The sequence below is a fragment of the Exiguobacterium sp. BG5(2022) genome (assembly GCF_031844365.1).
Lineage (GTDB): Bacteria > Bacillota > Bacilli > Exiguobacteriales > Exiguobacteriaceae > Exiguobacterium > Exiguobacterium profundum.
The window spans coordinates 1,266,076-1,291,529 of the sequence record NZ_JAUZVB010000001.1; the positions used below are offsets into that span (position 1 = coordinate 1,266,076).

The window sequence follows — 25,454 nt, forward strand, 5'->3', positions numbered from 1 at the left end:
GGAGAAAAGAACCTGCCCTATTTACATCATTTATAAAAATGTGATACACTAATCAACGGATTTGAGCCATAAAAAGTATAACACATTTAATAGAGATAACGTGGAGGGTACAACACTATGGAACGTGAATTAGCATTAGAAATCGTACGAGCAACGGAAGCCGCAGCACTCGCATCATCGAAATGGATTGGACGCGGGCAAAAGAATGAAGCCGATGACGCAGCTACGTCAGCGATGCGCGAAGTTCTCGGAACAGTGAACATGGATGCGACGGTCGTGATCGGTGAAGGTGAACTCGATGAGGCACCGATGCTCTACATTGGGGAAAAACTCGGTACGACGTTCGGTCCGAAAGTCGACATCGCCGTTGATCCGCTCGAAGGTACATCCATTGTCGCAAAAGGACTCGGAGATGCGATGGTCGTCATCGCTGTTGCGGATGAAGGTGCCCTCCTCCACGCACCAGATATGTACATGGATAAGCTCGTCGTTGGGCCGAACTTAAAAGGAAAAGTCTCGCTCGATGAACCACTCGAGTCGATCATTGAAAAAGCAGCAAAATATAACAATAAACGCATTGAAGAAGTGACGGTGATCATGCAAGACCGCGATCGCCACGAACACCTTCGCCAAGCCGTCATGAACGTCGGCGCACGCGTCAAATTGTTTGAGGATGGCGATGTCTCGGCCGGAATCGCAGCTGCCGTCAAAACAAATCCGATTGATATTTTCATCAGTACAGGCGGTGCTCCTGAAGGCGTCATCACGGCTGCAGCTGTCAAAGCGCTTGGCGGAGACATGCAGGCCCGTCTTCACCCGATGAATGAAGAAGAATCTGCACGCGTCATCTCGATGGGCATTGAAGATCCGCTCCAACTCCTCACGCTCGACGACCTCGTCAAGAGTGATGACTGTATCTTCGCCGCAACAGGTGTCACGTCAGGTGAGTTGCTCGATGGCGTCAAATTCTTAACAGATGATATCGTCGAGACGACATCACTCGTCATGCGCTCGAAGACACGTACGATTCGTAAAGTCGTGGCCGAACACCACTTGTCGTTGAAGCCATACTTACAAAAAACTGAAGTCAACGCCTAATCAAAAACGCCTTGCTCAATCACTTGAGCGAGGCGTTTGTTTCTTTAAAATCCTTGTTCTGTTCCGTGCACTGGCTCATTCGAATCAATTTGCTTGTCTCGAATCGAATCGTAGAACGTCGCGTACGTCGTCGAGAAGTAAGGTCCGATGAAGAAGAACCCGATCCCGAGCGTCAAGATCCCGACGAGGAACCAACCAAAGAAGGACAAGACGAGCATGAAGGCTTCCATCTTGTGCCCATCCATGAGACGACGTGATTCTGTGATCGACTCGAGTGCGGAAAGTTCAGGCTGATCGCGCAAAATGTACGGCGTAAGTGAATATGAGAATCCTTTGATGATTCCCGGTACGATGAGTAACAACGTCCATAACACGAGGAATACCCCCATCACAAACGAGGTGATGACATGTTTGAAGTAACGTGTCTGGAACGGCTTGAACAGCGTTGAGAGCGAGGCTCCTTTCTCACGTGATACGTTGAGAGCAAGCCACGACCAACCGATCGCAAGTGGGGCAATTAAAATTTGCAGAACGTTCGATACAAAGCTCAAAGTGACTTCTGGCGATGTGAACGGTTCTGGCGAGTTGACGTCCATTTCAGGCGCAAACCATTGCGGAATCCCGTTAATAATGAGGAACAAGAGTGCCAATCCGGCCATCAACCACCATTTTCCTTTCAAGGCGTGTCGTGCATGTTGTTTCCATTCAGATCTCATAGTAATCCATCCTTTTTCGTAGTCTTTCTATTAGTGTACGTGAAAAGGTGACCATACGTTTCAAAAAAACATAAAAAAAGGGAAAGGAATTTTTCCTTTCCGCTTAGCGAATCATCACATTGCCTAAAAAGAACTGAGACATGGACAAGATCAACAACAGCACCCCGAGTGATAACACAAGGTGAGATGTGACTTTGAAGACACGGCCTCGCAAGAACGAATGGCCATATTCAAAGCGACGGATGATCAACACATGAAAGAGTTCAAATAGAATGACTGCCGCCGTAAAATAAAAGGTCATCATGATATGGAAACCAAAAAAGAACATGGCCAATATCCCGAGTCCGAAGTTATGAATTCGATTATGGACGTCATCCCGATCCCCGACGGTCGTTTGTACATGTTGCATCCAAATCACCTCACTATCAAAACCAAAAAACGACGAAACTATCCTTAATGACAATTTATCACATTTTTCCAACCTCAAAACCGGAAGTCACGACTTTTTACCTAAACGAAATATTTGGAAATCAAATGTAATAAAAAAAGTGCTGACTGCTCAGCACTTCACACGTTTGATTCATCGGTCTTGTTAAACTTACGCTTCAACTTCAGTTTTTGCTTCGTTCCCCCAAAGACGGGTCCACTCTCTTCTTCGTTGATTTCCGTTTCTTTTTTCAAAACGAAATAAGGACATCCAAAGTTGCAATATTCGTATACGTAGTCCATCACGTGATCAATTCGGTTCTCATAGGTCGCCAATTTAGATTGCGGTTCATAGAATCCCTTCAATCGCAACTGACCATGCCCCCAATCACCGACGATGTAATCGTACTTATCTAGCACGTCACTATACCGTGCGATAAACGCCTCTTCATCGAACCCGTCCCGTTTTTCTTCCAAGACGGTATATCCGTGGCGATTCACTCGAATCATCGCTCCCACCTCCACTCTGTTATCATAGCATGCCCTCATCGATGCGCTCTATCCTTTTCGAATCACTTCATGACGGGCGACGATTGTTTCTCGTAATACATCTCGCAGAAGTTCGGGCATGAAATATCGCTTCGGTTGGTCTGCCAAATAAGGAAGAAGCGGACCGAATGTCAACATATCGACCGTTGCGACACGATATGTCCGATTTAAATCCAATCGTTCCCCCATCACATAAGTCTGACCGTCACGTTGTTCGATTTGATAGAGACTCGGTTCTCCGAGAACGGTCCCTCTGAACCCGAGACCTCTGACATGCATATTCGTGAACGTTTCTTCATTAGTATCGTGAAGGAAACGCGACAACGTTTCACCGTCCAATGTCAGCACACAAGGGTTGATTGGATGCGGACAGATCCGATGCAACATGTTGAGCGTCACCCCACCCGGTGCAAGGCCTTCTAGCACAACCCCAGATGGAATAATCCCAACATCCGCCGCACACCATTCGACCATCCCTTCGACGAGTAGGTCACCAAGTGGAGAAGGTCCGAACCAATCGGAGGCGTATCCATCCGTCTCTGCAATCGTGACATCAAGAAGGCGTTCGGCATCTGCCCCTTCTGTGCGCAACAACGCCAACGTGTCTGGACTATCCGATTGCTGAGACAGTTCGTGAAGGCGCGCTTCTTTCGATACGATTCCTGACTCGCCAAGCGTCAGTGTGACTTCACCGACGTACTTCCCATATTTTCCGGCCTGTGCAATCAACACACCGTTCGTCATCACACCTTCATCTAAAACATGATGTGTATGCGCACCGAGAATCACATCGATTTCAGGAAACATTTCAGCTAATCGCTCGTCTCCAAAGAACCCAAGGTGACTGAGCGCGATGATGACATCACAATGCGCCAACTGTTTCAGCGCTCGCTCCGCCGCCTCGTAAGGCGATTCAATCTGCCAGCCGAGCTCTGGGTATAACTCTTCATATGGAGCGGTCACACCAAACAGGCCGATTTGGAAACCATCTTTCTCAAGAACGAGTGTCTCATCGACCCAATTCGGTCGTGACCCGTCTGCTTCATATACATTCCCAAGTAAGATGGGAAATGTCGCTTCGTCATACAGTTCGGCTAGCCAATCATGAGGAAAAGTGATCCCTTCGTTGTTTCCGATGGTGACCGCTGTCGGACGGAGTTGCTCGAGCAAACGAACATTCAACTTTCCACGTGTCACTTCGGTCGCCGGGTGGGTGCGGTCGGCATGATCTCCTAAATCAAAGTACAGCGTGTCGTCAGTCCGATGTTCTTCTAGAAATGAAACAAGTTTCGGCCATTGGTCGAACTTTGAATGAAGATCGTTGTAATGAAAAATAGACAGTGTCGTCATGGCCATCCCTTCCTTCTAAAACAAACTGATTTGTCTCGGCGCGAGTTCATATTCAAGGCCAAGAATCTCAATGAGTCGCTTCGCATTCGGTGCTGCATCCCCAGCCGAGTTGTTGTTAAAGTATACATACACGTCTTTCGCTTCACGGTCAATCTCACGAAGTGAGGTCGCCAATTCTTGCAATTCTTCCTCGCTATACCGGTACAGACAGCGAACATGCCGCCATTCTTGACTCGTCATTCCAGGTTTTTTGAGCCATCCTGACGTATTGCGTCCATGCAATCGAACGACCGCAACATCAGGATGCGTCACGACCGGTACGAACGGGATGCTGCTCTCTTTCGTTTGCGGTTCATCGCAAATCGTGTTGATGAACCGCTGCTCCTTCAAAAATTGAAGCGTCCGGTCCCGGAACGCTTCTGAGAACCAGGTCGGATTGCGAAACTCGATGGCAATCTCGTAATCTGACAGCTCGGCACGAAGCGTTCTCAAATAATCCAGGTGTGGCTTTGACACATCGAACCACGGCGGCAATTGAACGAGCACAGCCCTTAATTTCCCCGCTCGTTTTAACGGATCGACCGAGACGCGATAACGCTCAAACAGTTCAATCAAAGGCGTTTTCGGCTCACGATCATGTCCGCTCATTTCCCTGGAAACTTTCACAACGAATTGAAAATGATCCGGTGTTTCCCCATCCCATTTTTCGAAATTTTTCACAGGTTGAATCGCATAGAAGGTCGAGTCGACTTCAACAGTCGGGAAATGTCCCGCATATGTCGATAATTTATGTTTTCGTTCTTCTGGGGTCGTATACAGCAAATCGTGGTCACCCCATCCGGTCACACCTACATAGATCATAGCGTCCTCCTTTACGATTCTGAAATGGCGGCCGCTTTCCGTTTCGACCAGTTCCATGTGCCCATGTATGTGACGAGCAATAGGACGAGTCCCATCATGAACGGATAGCGCATATCAATATCAAAGGCGATTCCCGCCAATGTCGGCCCTAAAATATTCCCAATACTCATATAAGCGTTGTTCATCCCCATGGCAAGACCTTGCTCGTTTCCTGCAAGTTTCGACACGAGCGTGTTCAACACCGGTCGTAAAATAGATGTCGATAAGAAAATCACGAGTGTCACTGCGAAGAAGAGCATATACGTACCAGCGAACAAAGATAACAAGAAGCCAAATGAGGCGAGCGCGATGAAAGCAAGTACGACCTTGGTCTCACCCAACCATTCGACGAGACGGTCCACCGCAAACAATTGAACGATAACACTCACAATCCCCGTTCCGGTTACCATGATGGCAATCTCTTGTGGTGTCGCACTGAACATCTCACTGACATAGAGCCCAAGTACCGATTCATACGCCATCAGACCAAACGCCATGACGAGGTTGATGACCAATACGAAGAAGTACGGTTTTCGCGTCGACATGACTAGCTGCGTCGGTAAAGACTCTTTTATCTTAGGCGCCACGTATGGAGCACGGTCAGGCTCCTTAAGAAGAAGCACAGACGAAATGACAGCAATAAACGATACAATCGCTGAAACGAGCAACGGTGTCTTCAAGCCGAATTCAGCAAAAAAGCCACCAATCCCTGGTCCCACTACAATTCCAAGCGACATTGCCGCGGAAATATAACTGTTTCCTCGAGCTCGTTGCTCGAGTGTCGTGATATCTGCCACATAAGCGAAGATGGCAGGAATCAAAAGCGCTGCACCAACACCCCCGATGGCACGAGAGACGAGAAGAATTGTCAAATTATCTGATAGATAGAAGACTCCCATCGAGATGGTGAATCCGATCAGACCGAGAATGATCATGAGTCGGCGGCCGTGGACGTCCGCCCATTTCCCGGCAATCGGTGACATGACGAGCTGGGCCCCCGCAAATACGGAAATCATGAGTCCGGCGGCTGTCCCTCCCTCGCCAATCATCTTTAAGTAATCCGGAATAATCGGGATGATGATCCCAAATCCGGCGACGGCGATAAACATGTTCAACATGAGAATCGCCAATTGATTTTTTTGTTTTGTCGTCAACGAATGTCACTCCCTTTTCATCTTTCCATTTTACTGTTTGAGCTCACATCCAGGCAAACAATAAGACAGAAAAAAGCCCATCCTTGACCAAAGGATGGACGAGACTTATGAGATGCGTGATTGAGCGAGTGATTCTTGTGACGTTCCTTTCGGAAGAAGAAGCGTGATCGCATAGACGATCATCGTCGGAACTGCCCAGGCAAGTCCGATATCCGCCATTGGTAAGTTTCCAATCCAAGAAGTAACCGCAGAAGGCTGGATGCCGTTCCACGTTTCAAAGAACGAGAGAACGAGCGCCGTATAAATCGTCGCTTTCATCGCCACACCAGGGTTTCGTTGAAGACGTTCCGTCACCGATACGAGCACGAGTGCGATCATGACCGGATAGAGGAGCGTGAGAAGCGGCACGGCGATTTGAATCAACGAACTCAAACCGACGAGTGAGATCATGAATCCAAACAACGTTGTCGCGATGACGACATGATGATATTTGAGAGAATCAAACTGATTGCTGATGAAGCGTGAGAACTCTGAGATGAGGCCAACTGCTGTCGTCAAACAAGCGAGGAAGACCGCTAATCCGAGTGCGAGCATTCCGACTTGTCCGTAAGACGTACCTGCGAACGCTTGGAGAAGGCTTGCGCCACTCGTCGTTCCTTCTGCGACTGTCATATTCGCACCGATTGAACCGAGCGAGATATAGACGAGCATCAAACAGGTAACGGCAAGCATGCCCGCAGAGCGAAGAAGCGAAGACGCTTCTTTTTGGTCACTCAATCCATTAGCTTTCAACGTGACGAGGACGATTGCCCCAAAGACGAGGGCCCCGAATACATCCATTGTCAAATAGCCTTGTTGGAAACCTTGGCCGAGTGCACCCACCCATGTCTCAAATCCTTCCGCTGGAGCTCCCGGCTCCCCGAGTGGCGAGATGAGGTTTGTGATTCCAATCGCTGCAAGCAAGAACAAGAGGATTGGTGTAATGATGCGCCCGATGACTTCAATCAACTTTTGAGCACGAAGCGTCAAGAAGAACGTCAACCCGAAAAAGACGGTCGAACTCATCGCGAGTGTCAAAGTAGAAGGAGCATCGAGAAACGGAACGAGTCCCATTTCATACGTGACAGCAGCCGTACGCGGGATTCCGAAGAATGGTCCGATAGCCACATACATCAATCCTGTCAAGATAAGCGCGAGACGCTTTGGAATATAACGAGCAATTTGGTCTGTCCCGCCGCCGACCCGAGCGACTGCGAACAAAGCAAGAAGCGGTAAACCGACACCCGTAATGACGAACCCGATCATCGCCGGTACGAGGTTTTCCCCCGCCAAGGCGCCGAGCTCAGGTGGGAACAGCAAGTTCCCGGCCCCAAAGAATAAAGCAAAAATCGTAAACGCTAACGGGAACAATGTCGATTTTTTCATACAACTACCTCCATACACTTGATATTCCGAACGACTTAACAAAAAAATAATAACTAAATTTTCTGACAATATATCGCTTGGTCTATTTCATTATACACACTTCCTATCGTTTGACCACCCTATCTCCAAAATTCGAGGTTTAATTTTTTGAAATGTAGATTTCACAAAAAAATCTCCCTTTCACATGTAGGGAGATGTAAGCGGTTAATAGTGTATGTCGAACGAGCGAAATTCCTGATCGTTCGCTTCCGTCTCTTCGATTCGTTCGACACCGACAAAGCGATTGCCATCCTTCAACGTCTGCTCGAAGGCGTCGATTTCTTGCTCGGTTCCTTCCGCATGTAGCTCGACTGTCCCGTCACTTAGATTGCGAACCCATCCTTTGATGCCGAATCGTTGCGCGGTCTCCTGTGAAAAATATCGAAACCCCACGCCTTGGACACGTCCAGATACAATCAAACGTTTAGCAACTCTCATTCTATTTTCCTCCTTTATTTTGTCAAAGATGTTTAGAGGTCCTTACTTTAGGAAACAGTATTTAAGTAAAATAATGGAATTGGAGTGGTTGTATGAATGAATTTATTACTCTTGTCACGAACGTTTCCGACTGGCTTTGGGGCGTACCGATTATCTCGTTACTCGTTTTATCCGGTATCTTCCTCACCATCAAGCTCGGTTTCTTTCAGTTTCGTTACCCCATCTACATATTCAAGCAAACATTCGGCAGCATTTTCAAAAAGCCGAAAGGTGAAGGCGACATCAGTCCGAGACAAGCGTTGACGTCAGCCCTCTCTTCAACAGTCGGGGCCGCGAACATCATCGGTGTACCTGCAGCGATTATGTTCGGGGGACCGGGTGCCATCTTCTGGATGTGGGTCATCGCTATCATCGGCATGGCCATCAAGTTCTCAGAGAGCGTACTGGCCGTGCACTATCGTGAGAAGAATGATGCCGGCGAATTTGTCGGGGGACCGGTCTACTACATATCAAAAGGACTTCGTTGGAAGTGGCTCGCGACGTGGTTCGCCTTCGCTCTCATGATCGAACTCATTCCGAGTATCATGGTACAAGGAAACGCTGTCAGCTCGGCAGTCCGTGAGACGTTCAATGGGAACACGCTCATCACGGGGATTGTCGTCGCTATTCTTGTGGGCATCATCGTCTTTGGCGGACTGAAGCGCATCGCGAAAGTCACCGAGATCGTCGTCCCTGGCATGGCACTCGTCTATGTCGGAGCCGGACTCGTCATCGTCTTGATGAACTTCTCTGAGATTCCAAACGTTCTCAGTCTCATCTTCTCTTATGCATTCGAGCCGATGGCCGCGTTCGGTGGGTTTGCCGGTGCCGCCGTTGCTGAGACGATTCGTTGGGGCTTCGCCCGTGGACTCTATTCAAATGAAGCCGGTCTTGGAACGGCACCTATTGCCCACGCCGCGGCACAGACGGACCATCCGGTGCGCCAAGGGTTCTGGGCCGTCATCGGGATCGTCATCGATACGCTCATCATTTGTAGCACGACCGCATTCGTCGTCTTGTCTTCAGGTGTCTGGACGGCAGACGGAGCGATGGATGACCCAGCAGCGTTGACGACGATTGCTTTCAATGAATACTTCGGTTACACGGGAAGCTTACTCGTCACCATCTCACTCATCTTCTTCGTCCTCTCGACCATTATCGTCATCATCTTTTACGGCTCGCGACAAGCCGAGTACTTATTCGGTTTGACGGCAGGAAAAATCATGAAGGCCGTTTATATCGTCTCGATTGTCATCGGTTCGATTGGAGGCGCTCAGATGATTTGGAACTTCCTAGACTTGATGCTAGCGATGATCCTCATCCCGAATATGATTGCCGTCTTGCTTCTAAGTGGTGAAGTGAAACGATTGACAACCGAGTTCTTCACATCCGAGAAGTATTACAAGAAAGATATCGCCGAAGAAGAGGCGTCTTAACCAACAATCCGACTGCCTAAGCAGTCGGATCTTTTTTAGGATGCGGGCTCGACTTTCTCAATCCCTGCTTTGATAGTTTGTACCGAGGCGTCAAACTTCTGTTGTTCTTCGTTCGTCAATTCAATCTCGATGATCTTACGAATGCCGCTTCGGTCAATCAAGGCCGGTACGCCAATATGCACGTCACTCGCCCCGTACTCGCCGTCTAGGTGAGCGCCAATCGTCACGACGGAGTTTTCATTTCGGACGATGGCCCGGATGATGCGAAGCAAGCCTACCCCAATCGCATAATAGGCGGCGTTCTTATGCTCGATGATCTGGTAAGCAGCGTCGCGTACGTCCGCATAGATCGCTTCTAAGTCTTCGAACTGATATTTCTCGTTCTCCGCCAATAGTTCATCGATACTCTTCCCATAGATGCGTGCGTTGTTCCATGCGACAAAGCCCGTATCCCCATGTTCACCCATATAGTAGGCGTGGCAGTTTCGTGGCGATAGTTCGAAATAGTCTCCAAGTTTGTAACGGAGTCGTGCTGTATCGAGGACCGTCCCTGAACCGATGACGCGTTCTTTTGGTAAACCCGATGCTTTCCAGGCGACGTGTGCCATCACATCGACTGGGTTCGTCGCGACGACTAAAATGCCGTCGAACCCGCTCTTCATCAAGTCTTCGGTCACGGTGCGGACGACCTTGGCGTTTTGCTCGACGAGGTCCATCCGTGTCTGCCCAAGTTTTTGTGCGGCTCCTGCCGTGATGACGACGATATCTGCGTCTTTACAATCCGAGTAGTCCCCTGCCCAAATCCGGACCGGTGTCGGGGCGAATGAGATCCCATGATTGAGGTCCATCGCCTCTCCTTCTGCCTTGGCATGATTCGAGTCGATTAAGACGAGCTCCTCGCAAAGCGCAGCCGTGGATAATTGATAGGCGAAACTGACGCCGACCCAACCTGCACCGATGACGGCGATGCGAGTGATGTCTTTCGGGTCAATCTCATCTTTATGCGGAATACGTGACATGTGTATCCATCCTTTCTATGATTCTTTCTCTTTTTTAGCATACCCTACATATGGCATCGACATAACAAAAAAAAACGGACCCCTTTTTACAGGAAATCCGTCATTCAAGCAATTATCCAATCGAACCTTCCATCTCGAATTTGATGAGACGGTTCATTTCGACCGCATATTCCATTGGTAATTCTTTTGTGAATGGCTCGATGAAGCCCATTACGATCATTTCTGTCGCTTCTTCTTCCGAGATTCCACGGCTCATGAGGTAGAAGAGTTGCTCTTCTGACACTTTTGAGACTTTCGCTTCGTGCTCGAGCGACACTTGGTCGTTCAAGATTTCATTGTACGGGATCGTATCTGAAGTCGACTCGTTGTCCATGATGAGCGTGTCACACTCGATGTTCGAGCGTGCGCCCTTCGCCTTACGGCCGAAGTGGACGATTCCACGGTACGATACTTTTCCGCCTTGTTTCGAAATCGATTTTGAGACGATAGACGACGACGTGTTTGGTGCGAGGTGAATCATTTTAGCGCCAGCGTCTTGGTGCTGTCCTTTACCAGCGAGGGCGATTGAGAGTGTCATCCCACGTGCGCCTTCCCCTTTCAAGATGACAGCTGGGTATTTCATTGTGAGTTTCGATCCGATGTTACCATCGATCCACTCCATCGATCCACCCGCTTCACAGACTGCACGTTTCGTTACCAAGTTGTAGACGTTGTTCGCCCAGTTTTGGATCGTCGTGTAACGGCAATATGCATCTTTGTTGACGAAGATCTCAACGACCGCTGAGTGAAGCGAGTTCGTTGTGTAAACCGGTGCCGTACATCCTTCGACGTAATGAACCGATGCGCCTTCGTCGACGATGATGAGCGTACGCTCGAATTGACCCATGTTTTCCGAGTTGATGCGGAAGTAGGCTTGGAGCGGTTGCTCAAGTTTTACGCCTTTTGGTACATAGATGAACGAGCCACCCGACCAAACAGCTGAGTTGAGGGCCGCAAACTTGTTGTCCGTCGGCGGAATCAACTTCCCGAAGTACTCTTTGAAGATCTCTTCGTCTTCTTTGAGGGCTGTGTCTGTATCTTTGAAGATGACACCTTTTTCTTCGAAGTCTTCTTGCATGCTATGGTAGACAACCTCAGACTCATACTGAGCCGAGACACCTGCCAAGTATTTTTGCTCTGCTTCTGGGATACCGAGCTTGTCAAACGTACGTTTGATTTCTTCTGGTACCTCATCCCATGAGCGTTCTGTCTTTTCAGATGGTTTGACATAGTACGTGATTTCGTCGAAATCAAGTGCCGAGAGGTCTCCGCCCCATGTCGGCATCGCCATCTTGTTGAAGTGATCCAACGACTTCAAACGGAAGTCGAGCATCCATTGTGGCTCTTCTTTCATGCGCGAGATCGTCTCTACGATTTCTGTCGTCAAGCCACGGCCTGAACGGAAAATCGAAACGTCCCGATCATGGAAGCCGTATTTATAATCGCCAATTTCCGGCATGTTCTTTGCCATATCGGTCTCCTCCTTCTCCTTACGCGTCCTCGTCTACTCCTTTTTCAAGCGCCTTCCACGCGAGCGTGGCACACTTGATTCGAGCCGGGAATTTCGATACGCCTGAGAGCGCCTCGATATCACCGAGGTCAAACGTATCCGTGTCGTACTCTTTTCCTTGAACCATTTCAGAGAAGATGTTGGCGAGTTGAAGCGCCTCTTCTACTGTTTTTCCTTTGACGATTTGGGTCATCATCGATGCCGAGGCGAGACTGATTGAGCAGCCTTCCCCTTCAAACTTCGCATCTTTGACGATGTCGTCTTCGACCTGTAGTTGAAGACGAAGCGAATCCCCACACGTCGGGTTGTTCAAGTCCACCGTCACGCCATCTTCGATGACGCCACGGTTTCTTGGGTTTTTATAGTGATCCATGATGACCTGGCGGTACAACATGTCGAGATTATTAAAACTCATAATTGAAATACTCCTTCGTTTGACGTAATCCCTCGATGAAGCGGTCGACTTCTTCTTTTGTGTTATACAAATAGAAGCTCGCCCGTGCCGTCGATGATTGCTTCAAAAGACGCATGAGTGGTTGTGCACAGTGATGACCGGCACGAACCGCGATACCTTGCATATCGAGCACGGTCGCGAGGTCGTGCGCATGAACGTCCTTCAAGTTGAACGTGACGAGACCGACGCGATCTTCAGGACCGTAAATCTCGATCCCTTCAATCGTTTTCATCTGCTCGATTGCGTAAGACGCGAGTTCACGTTCGTGTGCTTCGACGTTTTCAAGACCGATTTCTTCTAAGAAATCGATGGCTGCCGCAAGTCCGACCGCTCCGGCGATAATCGGTGTTCCCGCTTCGAAACGGTACGGGATGTCTTTCCACGTCGATTCATATAAATCGACATAGTCAATCATCTCGCCACCGAACTCGACCGGCTCCATGTTCTTGAGGAGTTGCTTCTTCCCATATAAGACACCGATCCCAGTCGGTCCGAGCATCTTATGTCCAGAAAAGGCGAGGAAGTCACAGTCGAGTGCTTGGACGTCAAGTTTTCGGTGCGGTGCACTTTGCGCGGCATCGACGACCATGACGGCACCCAACTCATGCGCGAGTCGAGCGACTTCGGCAATCGGGTTAATCGTCCCGAGTACGTTCGAGACGTGACTCATCGCGACGATTTTCGTCCGGTCTGATAATACCGCTTGAACCGCATCGAGTGTGACACGTCCGTCCGGCGTGAGCTCGACATAACGAAGTGTCGCGCCTTTTCGCTTGGCGAGTTGTTGCCATGGGATTAAGTTCGCATGATGTTCCATCGGAGTGAGGACGATCTCGTCGCCTTCACCGACATTCGCATCTCCGTAGCTCGATGCGACCAAGTTGATGGCCGTCGTCGTTCCACGAGTGAAAATGATTTCTTCAGGAACCGCCGCATGGATGAATGAGCGGACGCGTTCGCGTGCCCCTTCATACGCATCCGTCGCTTGCGTCCCGAGCGTATGGACGCCACGATGCACGTTCGAATGGTTGCGACGATAATAGTCCTCGATCGCCTCGATGACAGCGAGCGGCTTTTGTGAGCTCGCCGCGCTATCAAGATAAACGAGCGGGTGTCCATTGATTTCCTGATCTAAAATCGGAAACTGTTCACGAATCGAGGCGTTCAACATCTTAACGTACTTTCCCTTCGATGACTTCGCGGAGACGGTCTTTGACCGAATCGATTGCGAGTTCTTCGACGACAGGCGTCAAGAATCCGTGGATGATTAAACGCTCTGCCTCTTGGCGAGACAAACCACGGCTCATCAAGTAGTACAATTGAACATCATCGACACGACCGACAGAAGCTGCGTGACCTGCCATAACGTCATCTTCATCGATAAGAAGAATCGGGTTGGCATCCCCACGTGCTTTTTCAGAGAGCATCAAGACGCGCTCTGTTTGTACACCGTTCGATTTTGACGCACCGTGGTGAATCATCGATGTCCCGCTGAAGATTGCAGTGGCTGCGTCTTTTTGGACACCGTGAATCAAGATGAACCCTTCAGATGCTTTTCCGAAGTGGTCGGTACGAATGTTGAAGTTTTGTTTCTGTGCACCGCGACCGATTGTCACAGCTTTTGTATCTGAATACGTGTTGTCACCGACGAGGTGAGTCTTCGTCTCGACGATCGAGTTCCCGTCGTTCATGTGACCGAGCGCCCAATCGAGGCGACCGTTCGCATAGACGACACCGCGACGGTTCATGAACGTAAGTGCTGATTCAGCGAGCTGATCGACACCACCAAAGACGACTTTCGCGTTCTCTCCAGCGAATACTTCCGTCACGACGTTGACCGTATGCGGTTCATTCGTGCCAGAAAGGAAGTTTTCGATGTATGTCACTTCACTGCCTTCGTCTGCGACGAGGATCGTGTGGTGATAGAGGGCACCGTTCGCCTGTTCCATCGTGAAAATGGCTTGAAGCGGATCTTTCAATTGCGTGTTTTTCGGTACGTAGATGAATGCACCACCGTTTGTGAGGGCAGCATTCAACGCCGAAAGACGTTCTTCATCGACACGTACGCCTTCAGTCATGAAGTATTTCTCAACGAGCTCAGGATGTTGCTCCATCGCTTCTTTGATTCCCATGAACAAAACGCCTTCAGGCATCGACAATTCGTTATAGACGACATGACCGTTGCGTTCAACGAGCACGTTTGTCCGGTGGTCTCCGAGGAGTGATTCGATGTCCGCTGTCAAGCCGTCTTTTTGTTCGAGCTCGACATCTCCCGCTGTGAAGTCCCACTTATCAATCTTAATTTTTTCAACTTTTGGCAAAGCAAGTGTCGGCGCAAGTTCTGCTGCCTCTTTACGACGGTTGACCATCCATGCTGGTCCGCCGAGCGCTTCTGCACGTGCCGACAACGCTTGTGCATCCAATTCAAATTGTACGGTCATCGTACAGCCTCCTTACGCTTCTGTGTCTACTGTCATTCCGAGTTCTTGCTTCACCCAGTCGTAACCTTCTGCCTCGAGTCGCTGTGCGAGCTCTTTACCACCAGACATGACGATTTTTCCGTCCATCATGATGTGTACGAAGTCTGGCTCGATATAGTTGAGGAGACGTTGGTAGTGCGTGATGATCAAGCAGCCGAACTCTTCTGAACGCATTTCGTTTACGCCTTTGGCAACGACTTTAAGGGCATCGATATCAAGACCTGAGTCGATTTCATCCAAGATGGCGATGTTCGGTTGAATCATCATCATTTGAAGAATTTCGTTACGCTTCTTCTCACCGCCTGAGAATCCTTCGTTTAAATAACGGTGTGCCATTTCTGAAGGGATTTCGAGAAGCTCCATCTTCGCATCGAGTTCACGGATGAACTTCATGAGCGAGATTTCTTGACCTTCTTCACGACGTGAGTTGATTGCCGAACGCAAGAAGTCCGCGTTTGTGACACCACTGATTTCAGCCGGGTACTGCATCGCAAGGAACATCCCTGCTTGTGCGCGCTCGTCGACTTCCATCTCGAGGACATCTTCGCCGTTTAATTCGACGCTTCCCCCAGTGACCTCATAAAGTGGATGACCCATGAGTGCTGATGCGAGTGTTGATTTACCAGTCCCGTTAGGACCCATGATGGCATGAATTTCGCCACCTTTAATTTCTAGGTTAAGACCTTTGACAATCTCTTTTCCTTCGATTGAGACGCGGAGGTCATCAATTTTCATTTGTGGTACGTTAGACATTCGGATACCCCTTCCGTATTTTCTCGCCATAGTGAATGGCGTAGATTAGATATATTCTAATCTTAGACTAGTCATTTTTTTATTTCAAGCGACTCACCTTAGAATTCATTCTCAATAGAATGATAAAAGTTGAGAATGCTAATAGTAGGAAATCAAGACATTATCCGGCATTTTCTTCGACGAGTGCGAGGACTGCTTTCCGCTCTCGTACGGCAGCCGCGAAGAAGAAGGCACCACACCCCGTCAAGAGTGCCAAACTTCCGAATACAGGAAGCGACGACTGACCGAATGTATCCAGTAACACGCCACCGATAATCGGTCCGACCGTCTGACCGAGTGATGTCAATCCCATTGCCCCGAAATACGTCCCTCTTAAATGTTCCGGCGCGAGTTCATCCGTCAAGACGTCCGTCATGGTGAACATCAACACCTCTCCGACGGTAAAGATGGCCATCGCGACAAATAGTACCCACTCTACCGTCGCAAATCCAATAAGCAAAAGTCCGAATGACAAGGTCGAAATCCCGAAAAAGAGTGACTTGATCGGAGAGACACGAATCCCGAAACGCATAATCGGATATTGGACGATGAGAACCGTGATGGCGTTCGTCGTTAATAAGTAGGCGAATAATCTCGAGCCTTCTTCTAATCCATCGCGTAGCGCGATGAATTGCGGGAGCGTCGAATTGAACTGGCTATAACCGATAATCGCGAAGATCATCCCGATGATGACCGCCCGAAACGTTCGGTCATCTCTCAGGACACGAAACGTCTCCGTCAAGCGCGGGCGTGCCTTGATTCCGTCCCCTTCTTCAAACGGATATTTGTAAAACAAGATAGATATAATGATCCCGTATAATATGTAGACAGCCGTCACGACGAAGAATGCAGTCTTCACACCAGTGAGTGACAAGACGACCGCCAAGAGTGGTCCGATGGCCGCGGCGATATTGATCATGAAGTAACGGACATTATAGACGATGACCCGCTGATCTGCCTGCGTCGTATCACTGATGAGTGCACGCGAAGCCGGTTCTAGGAATGATCGCGACATCCCCATCAACATCGATAGCATGTAAAACCAAAACAGTTCCGTCGCAAGTGCGAGACCAGCGAACGTGACGGCATTCAGCACGATCCCGATCAACATGAGCTGTTTTCGTCCATACCGATCAGAGAGTGTCCCCCCAAAGAAGCTCATGAACAGACCTGAAAGTGCCGTCACGGCAAAGATCGTTCCGATCACACTCGCTGAAAAGCCGAGCGTAGCTAGATAGATCGCAAAAAATGGCATGACAAAAAACGTCGCCAGTCGTGCAAAAAACGTCCCGAACAGGACGCCCCACGTCAGTGGATGAATCTGTCTGAGCTTCATCCAAATCCCCCCTTTTCTTTCATATATGTAGTGTACTTCTCTTTATGAAAGAACACTAGACAAAAAAAGACCCAGGAGGAAGTCTCCTGAGTCGAAATGACTTATTGTTTGACCGGTACGACCGCACCTTTGTATTCGTCCAAGATCCACTGTTGTGTCTCATCAGACGTCAATACTTCGAGGAGTGCCTTGACGCGCTCGTCTTCTTCGTCCCCTTCACGCGTGACGATCAAGTTGACGTATGGTGAATCTTCCCCTTCGAGTGCAATCGCATCTTCGAGTGGGTTGAGACCTGCATCGATCGCATAGTTCGTGTTGATGAGGACCGCATCACCTTCTCCATTGTTGTAAGCCGTTGGAAGAAGTGCTGCTTCCACGTCCGTCTTGAATTTCAAGTCTTTCGGGTTGTCGACGATGTCAGCGACTGTCGCATCGACCGTTTTGCCTTCCGCAAGCGTGATGAGACCTTCTGACTGGAGCATCGTAAGGATTCGTCCGTGGTCAGCGACCGATGAACTCATGATGATTTCCGCTCCTTCAGGAAGCTCGTCAAGCGATTTGTATTTTTGTGAGTAGACACCGATCGGCTCGATGTGCACGCCACCTGCTGATGCGAATTTGTAGTCTTTGTTCTCAGCCATTTGTGACTCGAGGTATGGCTCGTGTTGGAAGTAGTTCGCATCGAGCTCCCCGCTCGCGAGCGTCTTGTTCGGAAGCACGTAGTCTTGGAACTTCTTGATTTCGAGTTTGTAACCTTTTGCTTCATATTCTTCTTGTACGTGCTCTAAAATCTCAGCGTGCGGTACGTTTGACGCACCAACGATCAATGTTTTTTCATCGCCAGAACCTGTTTCTGCCTCTTCCCCGCCGCAAGCCGCGAGAACCGTGAATGCTGATAATGCTGTCAATCCGAGTACTGTTTTCCAAGTTTTCATAATGAATCCCTCCAAATGGTATATGTGTGATTATGCTGAACGTTTATCTATCTTTGTGACGAGTCGGTCACCGATGAATTGGATGACGAACACGATGATCAAGATGAGCACCGTCGCCACGAACGTGACGTCGTTTTGTGAGCGTTGGAATCCTTCCAAGAAGGCTAAGTTCCCGAGTCCGCCACCCCCGACGACCCCCGCCATCGCCGTGTAACCGACGATTGCTACGATGGTCACCGTGAGTCCCGATACGATTGCCGGAAGAGCTTCTGGAATCAAGACTTTGTAGATGATTTGCCATTTTGTCGCTCCCATCGATTCGGCCGCTTCAATGACCCCACGGTCGACTTCACGAAGCGCAAGTTCGACCATCCGAGCATAGAACGGTGCCGCTCCGATGATGAGTGCCGGAAGCGCCGCCGTCGAACCGAGCATCGTACCGAGTAGGAACAACGTGAACGGGATGAGTAAGATAATTAAGATGATGAACGGGATCGAACGAAACACGTTGACGATCGCGCTGACGAAGACGTAAATCGGACGATTCTTCAATAAAAGCGATTCGTTTGTAATATAGAGAATCAAACCTAAAGCCAGTCCGATCACAAACGTCGCCACACCTGCGACGAGCGTCATGTATAACGTCTCCCAAGTCTGCTCCATCATAATTTGCCAATCTACGTTAGGAAACATCGCTTTCCACCTCCACTTCTACGGATTGCGAACGAATCGACGCGATGGCACGATCGATTTCACTTGCTTCCCCAATCAGTTGGATGAATAGCGTACCGAGCGCACCGACTTGTGACTGGGTCACGTTCCCGCCGATGATGTTGAATCCGATGTCATGCGTCTTGAGGACGTCAGACAAAATCGGTTGTTCTGCCGTCTCGTTCAAGAATTTCAATTTGACGATTTGACCGCTCGGATACCGTTCTTTAAGATGTTCGAACGTGAGCGATAGATCGTCGACCGCCCCGATTTGCTTGACGAATTCTTTCGTGATCGGTTGCTCCGGATGTTGGAACACGTCCGAGACTTGACCGGTCTCAACGACTTTTCCGGCCTCCATCACGGCGACACGGTGACAAATCTTTTGGATGACATGCATCTCATGCGTGATGAGGACGATCGTCAATCCGAGCTTCTTATTGATGCTGACGAGCAGTTCGAGAATCGAATCCGTCGTCTTCGGGTCGAGCGCGCTTGTCGCTTCGTCACAGAGGAGAACCTCAGGATTTGTAGCGAGCGCGCGGGCGATCCCGACTCGCTGTTTTTGACCGCCCGACAGTTGCGATGGATAGCTGTCCTCACGACCAGCCAAACCTACGAGCTCGACGAGTTCTTGGACGCGTCGTTTCCGCTCACTTGCCGGTACCCCGATCAGTTCGAGTGGGAAGCTGATGTTTTCTGCGACCGTGCGCGACCACAAAAGATTAAAGTGCTGGAAGACCATCGAGACGTTCTTGCGAACCCCTCGTAGTTCTTTCGGGCTGAGCTTCGTGAGCTCACTCCCGGCGACCTCGATTTCACCGCTTGACGGTGACTCGAGACGGTTGAGTAATCGGATGAGCGTCGATTTCCCCGCTCCCGAATATCCGATTATTCCAAAAATTTCACCGCGATCAATTGTTAATGACACATCATCGACCGCCTGGACACGACCATTCTTCGTATCGAACCATTTGGCGACGTTTCGTAATTGAATCAATACCTTTCCCTCCTGACAACAAAAAAAGCGCGCACGTTTGAGCAAACGTGCGCACTTTATCGTACGGACAACGATTGCTCTCATCTGTCAAGGTTTCTCACCTTGCTGGAATTAGCACCATTTCGGATTGCTCCGCGGTTGCTGGGCGTCATAGGGCCAGTCCCTCAGCCTCTCTTGATAAGAGTGTTGTGTATTCGATTAGCTTTATCATAGCGACAGCTTTTTCTGCTGTCAAATCCTTTTTTCAAAAAAATTAAAAAAAGGTGCCGTCCGAGGACGACACAGAACGTAGCACCTTGAGTCACGGAAGGACAGCCCATAGATGAAAATCTTTTGCCCGTTCAAGATTTACATCCTTACATGGGGGAGATTCACCAATCATCACTCGATCTTGGCTTGGACCGTGCAATTATACGGAACGTCTTTCTTCGCTTGATTTTTTTGGGGGACAATCGAAGGGAAGACTGACGTGTATTCGTATAAAGGTAGCAGCGGCTTCGCCAAAACGTCTTGATATCGGGAATATCGCGTCCTATTTTGTGTTCAAGTAAGATGTTGTAATGAATATACCATTCGTGAACTTTCTGTGTCAACTGATTATTTAAAATTTTCAGATTATTCTAATGTTCCTCTCTCATTTCATGAAAGAGAGGACATGTTGCACATTCTGAAACGCGTACAATCGATCTTGAACCTCGCCATTTTCAAGCTTCAACAAGGCGGGTACGCTCATCACTTGGTAGGCTTCTAGCTCTTTTGGGATATAGTTCGCATCTCGCTTTTCGATTTTAATTTCAGGGTCGACCGCTTCGACGACCGTCAACATTTTTTCCGCCACAGCGCATGTACCACACATCGGGGCGTATATATATAAGAATCCGTCTGTAATCATTCTTCTCACCTCTCTTGTCATTATAAGGGGCGATGGATTCTCATTCAAAAATCGTGCTTTGATGAAATTTCAGAATTTTTCAATGATTATCTTGACTCTTTCTGTAGAGAGGAATAATATGGGTTCTAACTTTATCGCTTTTGTACATAACAGCAAAGAAGAAGGACAGGTGAATGAATGATGACGGAACAAGCAACAGGTACGATGAAACAGTTCACGATGAACGTCTTAAACGGTCTCAGCATGGCAATTCTGATCGCCCTCATCCCGAGCGCTTTGCTCGGTGAATTAACGAAAGCCATACTTCCGTATTTTCCGTCTCTTCAATTCATATTGGATGCGACGACAATTGCGATGCGGCTTCTGCCAGCCATTATCGGGCTAGCGGTCGCCATGCAGTTCGGACGATCGATTCTCGAAACCGGGACCATCGCGATTGCGACGTATGTCGGTAGCGGTGCCGTCCGAATCGACGAAGGGGCTTTTGTGATGGCCGGCATCGGGGACGTGATCACAGCTGGTGTTACCGCTGCAATCGCTACACTTCTTGTCATGAAACTCGCTCCCCACTTGAAAACGTATACGGTCATTGTTATGCCGATGACCATCATTGTCGTCGCAGGAGGCATCGGTACTTTCCTACTGACGTACATCTCCCAGATCACGACGTATATCGGTCTACTCATCATGACAATGACTGACCTGCAACCGGTCCTCATGGGAATTCTGATCGCCATGGCGTTCTCACTCATTATCGTCTCGCCGATTTCGACTGTCGGGATTGCGACAGCCATCAGCTTGTCCGGTGTCGCGGCTGGTGCGGCGAACCTCGGTGTCGTCGCTGCCGGATTCGGTCTCGCGATCGCCGGATGGCAGGCAAACGCGACCGGCACATCGATTGCCCATTTCCTCGGTTCTCCGAAGATTCAGATGGCGAACTTTGTCCGACGCCCCATCATGATGCTTCCCATTTTGGCAAATGCGGCGATTCTCGGTGCGCTCGCAGGGATTCTAAAAATTGAAGGAACACCAATCAGCGCCGGGTTCGGTGTGTCAGGTCTCATCGGTCCGGTGAACGCCCTTCACCTCATGCCGGGTGGATTCGCTCTCTTCAACGTCCTGCTCGTCATCGTCTTGTTCGGACTGATTCCGGTCGCACTCGGAATCTTCTTCTACCGTGTGTTTGAACGGACGACTCTCGTCGAATCCGATCATTACCGACTCGATTTCGAGTAAACAAAAAGCCGGCTTCTCCAATGGAGAGGCCGGCTTTGATTATCCTTGAATCATCGCTTCGTATTCTTCTGCAGACATGAGTTTGTCGAGGTCTGACTCTTCCGTCAACTCGACTTCAATCATCCATGCGTTTTCAAACGGTGACTCGTTGACGAGTTCTGGAGAATCCGCGAGGTCCTCGTTCACTGCCGTGATGCGACCAGATACCGGTGCATACAACTCAGAGACCGTCTTCACTGATTCGACTGAGCCGAATGGCTCGTCGAGCAAAATCGTACCATCGACTTCTGGGAGTTCGACAAACACGATGTCCCCTAGTTCGCTTTGTGCGAAATCCGTAATGCCGATGCGGGCTTTCGTTCCATTTACTTCTACCCACTCATGTTCTTTTGAATAACGTAAATTTGCTGGTACTTTGCTCATCCTAACTTCCCCCTCAAATAAATTAGACTCACATCTGTATTATAGCACTTAGCCCCAAACGTCCGTAAAGGACTTTTCTGAAAATCCGACGGTCGTTTTTTCACCATTTGTGACGATTGGTCGCTTCAAAAGCATACCATTGCTCGCCAATAGCTCGAGTTGTTCGTCTTCTGATAGATTCGGTAGCTTGTCTTTGATGCCTTCGTTCCGATAGACTTGCCCGCTCGTGTTAAAGAACTTTTTGAGTGGTAGACCTGATTGTTTCCACAGTTCGGCGAGTTCCTCTTTCGTCGGCGTCGATTCGACGATATGGATATATGTATACTCGATGCCTTGTTCCTTCAACCATTTTTCTGCCTTTTTACATGTACTGCATGGTGGATAGCCGTATAGTGTCACCATCTGTTCATCACCTCTTTCCTCAATGTAGCACACCTAGAGAATTTAAATCACGTCTCAAGCAACCGTTCAATCTCTCGCTTCATCGTTGGGTTGACCACATAGCGTTCTTCGATAAAACGTAAGATGGTCGAGGCTGCGACGCCTGACTTGCCATATCCTAATACCCCGCCCAACAGGAAAGAAATCATCTTGGGCTGTCTCGACTCGACCCGGCGTGTCGGATTGAACGGGTCCCCTTGTTCACCAATTGCCTTCAAGACGTTCTGAACAGCTGCGACCTGGACGAGCTCGAATCCGGCGAGCGTTTCGCCACGACGTTCACGTAGCAAGCCGACGTATAGGTTCGTCAACGCCTCTTCATAATAATAAGCCGCTGTTTCACGGGTGATTTCGAGGCGTGGTGTCGCAAATACCTCGAGCGCCTCGTCCCGTCGCCAGACGACACGTCCTGGCGTATAGGCGATGGTCGCCATTTCATGCAGTTCAAAGACGGCGAACTCACCATAAATGCCATCATGGTACATAATCTTATGCCCGTCCTTCGTGTTTTGGAACTGATAATGAAGCGGTTCGATCTCGAGCCAGTCAAGTCGATCGATAAAGCGCGCCTTCTGCCCATCCTCGACAATCAAAAAGAAATCGAGGTCCGAATACTCATCTAACCGCTCCGTCTCTTGTCCAATCGACCCCAATGCGAGCAGCATGAGCGTCCCGTCCCGTTCGGCTACGGACCGTCCAATGCGTTCCATCCGATCGAGTAATACATTTCGTTTTGTCATCATCTCTCCCCCTCGTCTCTATTGTACGTGGCAGAGCTCAAAAAAAGAAAGGATCGACCGCGTCCGGTCCACCCTTTCTGTCAATTTGATTAGACGATAAACTTGTTCGCTTTGATGAGGCTCGCTGCGACTTCGCGCTTCGTGCCGATCACGTTGATTGGCTGGTAGCGGCTGAATTTCTTCATTGCCGAGAGAAGCATACGTTGCTCGTCGCCAGACGCCGCTGCGTACAATACTTCTTTCGCCATGAGTTCGACTTGCTTGAACACTTGCTCCGCAAAGATTTCAGTGTAGCGGACTTTGAGCGTATTCTTCTCTTCGCCTGAACGGGCAATCGCTTTGTCTGTACGAGCGATGGCTGCTTCAAGCGCATAGATGGCACTGATCATGTCTGCAATCTTCGCCAAGATTTCTTGTTCGTTTTGAAGGTCTTGTTGATACTTCTGAACAGCTGTACCCGCGACCATCAAGTTGATTTTTTTCATGTTCGAAAGGAGCATCTTCTCGCGAGCGAGTGGTGACCCATCCAATTCTTGTGGCATGTAGCTCATGAGCTCTTTTTGAAGTTTTTGCGCTTCTGCGAGGAGCGGTAATTCACCTTTCATCGCTTTCTTGAGGAGCGTACCTGGGACGATCAAACGGTTGATCTCGTTCGTTCCTTCGAAGATACGGTTGATCCGTGAGTCACGGTAGAGGTTCTCCACTTCATACTCTGCCATGAATCCGTATCCACCGTGAATTTGAACGGCTTCATCAACGACATAGTCGAACGTCTCAGAAGCGAAGACTTTGTTGAGTGAGCATTCGATCGCGTATTCTGCGATCGCTTGTGCGACTTTCGATCCGTCGCGCATGTTCTCATCACCGAGTGCGTCCAAGCTATCCTGGAACAAACCACCTGTACGATAGACTGAACTTTCCATCGCATAGATGTTCGCTGCCATCGTCGCCAATTTCTCTTGGATGAGTGGGAATTGGCTGATCGGTGTCTTGAACTGTTTACGCTCGTTCGCATATTGAACCGAGAGGTCGAATGCACGTTTTGAAGAACCGACTGCTCCGACTGCGAGTTTGTAACGACCGACGTTCAAGATGTTGAAGGCGATGACGTGACCTTTTCCAACTTCACCGAGAAGGTTGTCGACTGGTACTTCGACATCTTCAAGGATGAGCGTACGTGTCGACGATCCCTTGATTCCCATCTTCTGCTCTTCTGCGCCCGTTGAGACTCCTTTGAAGTCACGCTCGACGATGAAGGCACTGAACTTGTCGCCATCGATTTTCGCATAGACGACGAACACGTTCGCGAAGCCGGCGTTTGTGATCCATTGTTTCTCACCGTTCAAGACGTAGTGCGTGCCCGCCTCATTCAAGACAGCTGTCGTTTTCGCACCGAGGGCGTCAGACCCTGAGCCTGGCTCAGTGAGCGCGTAAGCCGCGATCCATTCGCCTGTCGCGAGTTTTGGCAAGTACTTGTGCTTTTGCTCTTCTGATCCGAAGAAGACGATCGGGAGCGTCCCGATCCCCACGTGTGCGCCGTAGCTGAGTGCGAACGAACGTGCTTTCGCGAAGCGCTCCGTGATAATTGAAGATGAGATTTTATCGAGTTGGTAACCGCCGTACTCTTCAGGAACGTCTGCTCCGAGAAGACCGAGCTCGCCCGCTTCTTTCAACAATTCGACAGAGAGGTCGAACTCGTGTTTCTCGATGCGCTCGAGGACTGGCATGACGCGGTCATCGACAAATCCAGCCGTCGTGTCACCAATCATCTTATGCTCATCTGAGAAATCCTCTGGTGTGAAGAGACGCTCCGCGTCGAGTGCGTCAATGACAAAGCTACCGCCTTTAATCAATTCATGTTCTGTACGTTCCATAT

Annotated in this window: 26 protein-coding genes and 1 riboswitch; of the genes, 3 read left to right on the plus strand and 23 right to left on the minus strand. The window is 49.4% G+C overall.

The window, feature by feature from the left end:
- Positions 1 to 117 precede the first annotated feature (117 nt).
- Positions 118 to 1,098 carry a class II fructose-bisphosphatase gene (gene glpX / locus Q9R25_RS06535; RefSeq protein WP_159562592.1) on the plus strand — a complete coding sequence of 327 codons (981 nt, stop codon included), beginning with the start codon at positions 118 to 120 and terminating at the stop codon, positions 1,096 to 1,098.
- A 44-nt stretch (positions 1,099 to 1,142) separates the two neighbouring features.
- Here the strand turns inward: glpX and Q9R25_RS06540 are convergent, their stop codons facing one another.
- The 8 genes from Q9R25_RS06540 to Q9R25_RS06575 all read right to left on the minus strand — a co-directional run bounded on the left by Q9R25_RS06540 (position 1,143) and on the right by Q9R25_RS06575 (position 8,095).
- Entirely contained in the window at positions 1,143 to 1,814 is a 672-nt protein-coding gene (locus tag Q9R25_RS06540) for a DUF975 family protein (RefSeq protein WP_311282933.1), read from the minus strand.
- A gap of 103 nt (positions 1,815 to 1,917) precedes the next feature.
- Positions 1,918 to 2,223: a hypothetical protein gene (locus tag Q9R25_RS06545; RefSeq protein WP_214690691.1), complete on the minus strand. Its 306-nt coding sequence runs from the start codon at positions 2,221 to 2,223 to the stop codon at positions 1,918 to 1,920.
- A 158-nt stretch (positions 2,224 to 2,381) separates the two neighbouring features.
- Complete coding sequence (locus Q9R25_RS06550; RefSeq protein WP_047795125.1) at positions 2,382 to 2,750, minus strand: YutD family protein; 369 nt, start codon at positions 2,748 to 2,750, stop codon at positions 2,382 to 2,384.
- Positions 2,751 to 2,798: 48 nt separating this feature from the next.
- Positions 2,799 to 4,139, minus strand: coding sequence for a bifunctional metallophosphatase/5'-nucleotidase (locus Q9R25_RS06555; RefSeq protein ID WP_251125252.1), 1,341 nt, complete (start codon positions 4,137 to 4,139; stop codon positions 2,799 to 2,801).
- Between the two features lie 15 nt (positions 4,140 to 4,154).
- Positions 4,155 to 5,000: a DUF72 domain-containing protein gene (locus tag Q9R25_RS06560; protein ID WP_047795123.1), complete on the minus strand. Its 846-nt coding sequence runs from the start codon at positions 4,998 to 5,000 to the stop codon at positions 4,155 to 4,157.
- Between the two features lie 11 nt (positions 5,001 to 5,011).
- Complete coding sequence (locus Q9R25_RS06565; protein ID WP_159562595.1) at positions 5,012 to 6,193, minus strand: MFS transporter; 1,182 nt, start codon at positions 6,191 to 6,193, stop codon at positions 5,012 to 5,014.
- A 105-nt stretch (positions 6,194 to 6,298) separates the two neighbouring features.
- On the minus strand, positions 6,299 to 7,618 hold the full coding sequence (gene brnQ, locus Q9R25_RS06570) for a branched-chain amino acid transport system II carrier protein (RefSeq protein WP_074036366.1): 1,320 nt from the start codon (positions 7,616 to 7,618) through the stop codon (positions 6,299 to 6,301).
- Positions 7,619 to 7,822: 204 nt separating this feature from the next.
- Complete coding sequence (locus Q9R25_RS06575; protein WP_311282934.1) at positions 7,823 to 8,095, minus strand: acylphosphatase; 273 nt, start codon at positions 8,093 to 8,095, stop codon at positions 7,823 to 7,825.
- A 92-nt stretch (positions 8,096 to 8,187) separates the two neighbouring features.
- On the opposite strand from Q9R25_RS06575, the gene Q9R25_RS06580 reads away from it, so the two are divergent.
- On the plus strand, positions 8,188 to 9,570 hold the full coding sequence (locus Q9R25_RS06580; protein WP_159562598.1) for an alanine/glycine:cation symporter family protein: 1,383 nt from the start codon (positions 8,188 to 8,190) through the stop codon (positions 9,568 to 9,570).
- A gap of 35 nt (positions 9,571 to 9,605) precedes the next feature.
- Here Q9R25_RS06580 and Q9R25_RS06585 read toward each other — a convergent pair whose 3' ends face one another.
- The 11 genes from Q9R25_RS06585 to Q9R25_RS06635 all read right to left on the minus strand — a co-directional run bounded on the left by Q9R25_RS06585 (position 9,606) and on the right by Q9R25_RS06635 (position 20,738).
- Positions 9,606 to 10,589, minus strand: coding sequence for an L-lactate dehydrogenase (locus Q9R25_RS06585; RefSeq protein ID WP_159562599.1), 984 nt, complete (start codon positions 10,587 to 10,589; stop codon positions 9,606 to 9,608).
- Between the two features lie 112 nt (positions 10,590 to 10,701).
- On the minus strand, positions 10,702 to 12,099 hold the full coding sequence (gene sufB / locus Q9R25_RS06590) for a Fe-S cluster assembly protein SufB (protein ID WP_012726850.1): 1,398 nt from the start codon (positions 12,097 to 12,099) through the stop codon (positions 10,702 to 10,704).
- A 19-nt stretch (positions 12,100 to 12,118) separates the two neighbouring features.
- Positions 12,119 to 12,553, minus strand: coding sequence for a Fe-S cluster assembly sulfur transfer protein SufU (sufU, locus tag Q9R25_RS06595; RefSeq protein ID WP_026825487.1), 435 nt, complete (start codon positions 12,551 to 12,553; stop codon positions 12,119 to 12,121).
- Positions 12,543 to 13,763 (minus strand): cysteine desulfurase, encoded by a 1,221-nt coding sequence (locus Q9R25_RS06600; RefSeq protein WP_159562600.1) that lies wholly within the window; start codon positions 13,761 to 13,763, stop codon positions 12,543 to 12,545. The genes sufU and Q9R25_RS06600 overlap by 11 nt, the downstream gene beginning before the upstream one ends.
- Position 13,764: 1 nt before the next feature.
- Entirely contained in the window at positions 13,765 to 15,033 is a 1,269-nt protein-coding gene (sufD, locus tag Q9R25_RS06605; RefSeq protein WP_311282935.1) for a Fe-S cluster assembly protein SufD, read from the minus strand.
- A 12-nt stretch (positions 15,034 to 15,045) separates the two neighbouring features.
- Positions 15,046 to 15,807 carry a Fe-S cluster assembly ATPase SufC gene (sufC, locus tag Q9R25_RS06610; RefSeq protein ID WP_143180266.1) on the minus strand — a complete coding sequence of 254 codons (762 nt, stop codon included), beginning with the start codon at positions 15,805 to 15,807 and terminating at the stop codon, positions 15,046 to 15,048.
- A gap of 178 nt (positions 15,808 to 15,985) precedes the next feature.
- Complete coding sequence (locus tag Q9R25_RS06615; RefSeq protein ID WP_196430965.1) at positions 15,986 to 17,200, minus strand: MDR family MFS transporter; 1,215 nt, start codon at positions 17,198 to 17,200, stop codon at positions 15,986 to 15,988.
- Between the two features lie 101 nt (positions 17,201 to 17,301).
- Complete coding sequence (locus Q9R25_RS06620) at positions 17,302 to 18,135, minus strand: MetQ/NlpA family ABC transporter substrate-binding protein (RefSeq protein WP_311282936.1); 834 nt, start codon at positions 18,133 to 18,135, stop codon at positions 17,302 to 17,304.
- A 30-nt stretch (positions 18,136 to 18,165) separates the two neighbouring features.
- On the minus strand, positions 18,166 to 18,828 hold the full coding sequence (locus Q9R25_RS06625; protein WP_012726857.1) for a methionine ABC transporter permease: 663 nt from the start codon (positions 18,826 to 18,828) through the stop codon (positions 18,166 to 18,168).
- Entirely contained in the window at positions 18,818 to 19,846 is a 1,029-nt protein-coding gene (locus Q9R25_RS06630; protein WP_147538181.1) for a methionine ABC transporter ATP-binding protein, read from the minus strand. Before Q9R25_RS06630 ends, Q9R25_RS06625 begins: the two co-directional genes overlap by 11 nt.
- Positions 19,847 to 19,923: 77 nt before the next feature.
- Positions 19,924 to 20,030, minus strand: a riboswitch (SAM riboswitch).
- A 450-nt stretch (positions 20,031 to 20,480) separates the two neighbouring features.
- Positions 20,481 to 20,738 (minus strand): thioredoxin family protein, encoded by a 258-nt coding sequence (locus Q9R25_RS06635; RefSeq protein ID WP_084543056.1) that lies wholly within the window; start codon positions 20,736 to 20,738, stop codon positions 20,481 to 20,483.
- 180 nt (positions 20,739 to 20,918) lie between these two features.
- On the opposite strand from Q9R25_RS06635, the gene Q9R25_RS06640 reads away from it, so the two are divergent.
- Complete coding sequence (locus Q9R25_RS06640) at positions 20,919 to 21,974, plus strand: PTS sugar transporter subunit IIC (RefSeq protein ID WP_074036348.1); 1,056 nt, start codon at positions 20,919 to 20,921, stop codon at positions 21,972 to 21,974.
- 39 nt (positions 21,975 to 22,013) lie between these two features.
- Here the strand turns inward: Q9R25_RS06640 and gcvH are convergent, their stop codons facing one another.
- From gcvH to Q9R25_RS06660, 4 genes are all read right to left on the minus strand, one after another.
- Positions 22,014 to 22,397 carry a glycine cleavage system protein GcvH gene (gcvH, locus tag Q9R25_RS06645; protein ID WP_012726861.1) on the minus strand — a complete coding sequence of 128 codons (384 nt, stop codon included), beginning with the start codon at positions 22,395 to 22,397 and terminating at the stop codon, positions 22,014 to 22,016.
- A gap of 48 nt (positions 22,398 to 22,445) precedes the next feature.
- Positions 22,446 to 22,799, minus strand: a complete 354-nt coding sequence (locus Q9R25_RS06650) for an arsenate reductase family protein (protein WP_159562604.1) — start codon at positions 22,797 to 22,799, stop codon at positions 22,446 to 22,448.
- Positions 22,800 to 22,846: 47 nt separating this feature from the next.
- A complete protein-coding gene (locus Q9R25_RS06655) occupies positions 22,847 to 23,578 on the minus strand; it encodes a hypothetical protein (RefSeq protein WP_214690684.1) in 732 nt (243 codons plus the stop codon).
- An 89-nt stretch (positions 23,579 to 23,667) separates the two neighbouring features.
- Positions 23,668 to 25,452, minus strand: a complete 1,785-nt coding sequence (locus Q9R25_RS06660; protein ID WP_159562606.1) for an acyl-CoA dehydrogenase family protein — start codon at positions 25,450 to 25,452, stop codon at positions 23,668 to 23,670.
- Positions 25,453 to 25,454: the final 2 nt, after the last annotated feature.

What these genes read in the sequence shown, in the direction of transcription:
- gcvH (WP_012726861.1), bottom strand. Translation starts at nt 22,397, where the DNA reads ATGAGCAAAGTACCAGCAAATTTACGTTATTCAAAAGAACATGAGTGG.
- Q9R25_RS06585 (WP_159562599.1), bottom strand. Translation starts at nt 10,589, where the DNA reads ATGTCACGTATTCCGCATAAAGATGAGATTGACCCGAAAGACATCACT.
- Q9R25_RS06580 (WP_159562598.1), top strand. Translation starts at nt 8,188, where the DNA reads ATGAATGAATTTATTACTCTTGTCACGAACGTTTCCGACTGGCTTTGG.
- Q9R25_RS06635 (WP_084543056.1), bottom strand. Translation starts at nt 20,738, where the DNA reads ATGATTACAGACGGATTCTTATATATATACGCCCCGATGTGTGGTACA.
- Q9R25_RS06540 (WP_311282933.1), bottom strand. Translation starts at nt 1,814, where the DNA reads ATGAGATCTGAATGGAAACAACATGCACGACACGCCTTGAAAGGAAAA.
- Q9R25_RS06550 (WP_047795125.1), bottom strand. Translation starts at nt 2,750, where the DNA reads ATGATTCGAGTGAATCGCCACGGATATACCGTCTTGGAAGAAAAACGG.
- Q9R25_RS06555 (WP_251125252.1), bottom strand. Translation starts at nt 4,139, where the DNA reads ATGACGACACTGTCTATTTTTCATTACAACGATCTTCATTCAAAGTTC.
- Q9R25_RS06660 (WP_159562606.1), bottom strand. Translation starts at nt 25,452, where the DNA reads ATGGAACGTACAGAACATGAATTGATTAAAGGCGGTAGCTTTGTCATT.
- Q9R25_RS06560 (WP_047795123.1), bottom strand. Translation starts at nt 5,000, where the DNA reads ATGATCTATGTAGGTGTGACCGGATGGGGTGACCACGATTTGCTGTAT.
- Q9R25_RS06600 (WP_159562600.1), bottom strand. Translation starts at nt 13,763, where the DNA reads ATGTTGAACGCCTCGATTCGTGAACAGTTTCCGATTTTAGATCAGGAA.
- sufU (WP_026825487.1), bottom strand. Translation starts at nt 12,553, where the DNA reads ATGAGTTTTAATAATCTCGACATGTTGTACCGCCAGGTCATCATGGAT.
- Q9R25_RS06650 (WP_159562604.1), bottom strand. Translation starts at nt 22,799, where the DNA reads ATGGTGACACTATACGGCTATCCACCATGCAGTACATGTAAAAAGGCA.
- sufB (WP_012726850.1), bottom strand. Translation starts at nt 12,099, where the DNA reads ATGGCAAAGAACATGCCGGAAATTGGCGATTATAAATACGGCTTCCAT.
- Q9R25_RS06620 (WP_311282936.1), bottom strand. Translation starts at nt 18,135, where the DNA reads ATGAAAACTTGGAAAACAGTACTCGGATTGACAGCATTATCAGCATTC.
- Q9R25_RS06640 (WP_074036348.1), top strand. Translation starts at nt 20,919, where the DNA reads ATGACGGAACAAGCAACAGGTACGATGAAACAGTTCACGATGAACGTC.
- brnQ (WP_074036366.1), bottom strand. Translation starts at nt 7,618, where the DNA reads ATGAAAAAATCGACATTGTTCCCGTTAGCGTTTACGATTTTTGCTTTA.
- sufC (WP_143180266.1), bottom strand. Translation starts at nt 15,807, where the DNA reads ATGAAAATTGATGACCTCCGCGTCTCAATCGAAGGAAAAGAGATTGTC.
- Q9R25_RS06545 (WP_214690691.1), bottom strand. Translation starts at nt 2,223, where the DNA reads ATGCAACATGTACAAACGACCGTCGGGGATCGGGATGACGTCCATAAT.
- glpX (WP_159562592.1), top strand. Translation starts at nt 118, where the DNA reads ATGGAACGTGAATTAGCATTAGAAATCGTACGAGCAACGGAAGCCGCA.
- Q9R25_RS06655 (WP_214690684.1), bottom strand. Translation starts at nt 23,578, where the DNA reads ATGACAAAACGAAATGTATTACTCGATCGGATGGAACGCATTGGACGG.
- Q9R25_RS06575 (WP_311282934.1), bottom strand. Translation starts at nt 8,095, where the DNA reads ATGAGAGTTGCTAAACGTTTGATTGTATCTGGACGTGTCCAAGGCGTG.
- sufD (WP_311282935.1), bottom strand. Translation starts at nt 15,033, where the DNA reads ATGACCGTACAATTTGAATTGGATGCACAAGCGTTGTCGGCACGTGCA.
- Q9R25_RS06625 (WP_012726857.1), bottom strand. Translation starts at nt 18,828, where the DNA reads ATGTTTCCTAACGTAGATTGGCAAATTATGATGGAGCAGACTTGGGAG.
- Q9R25_RS06615 (WP_196430965.1), bottom strand. Translation starts at nt 17,200, where the DNA reads ATGAAGCTCAGACAGATTCATCCACTGACGTGGGGCGTCCTGTTCGGG.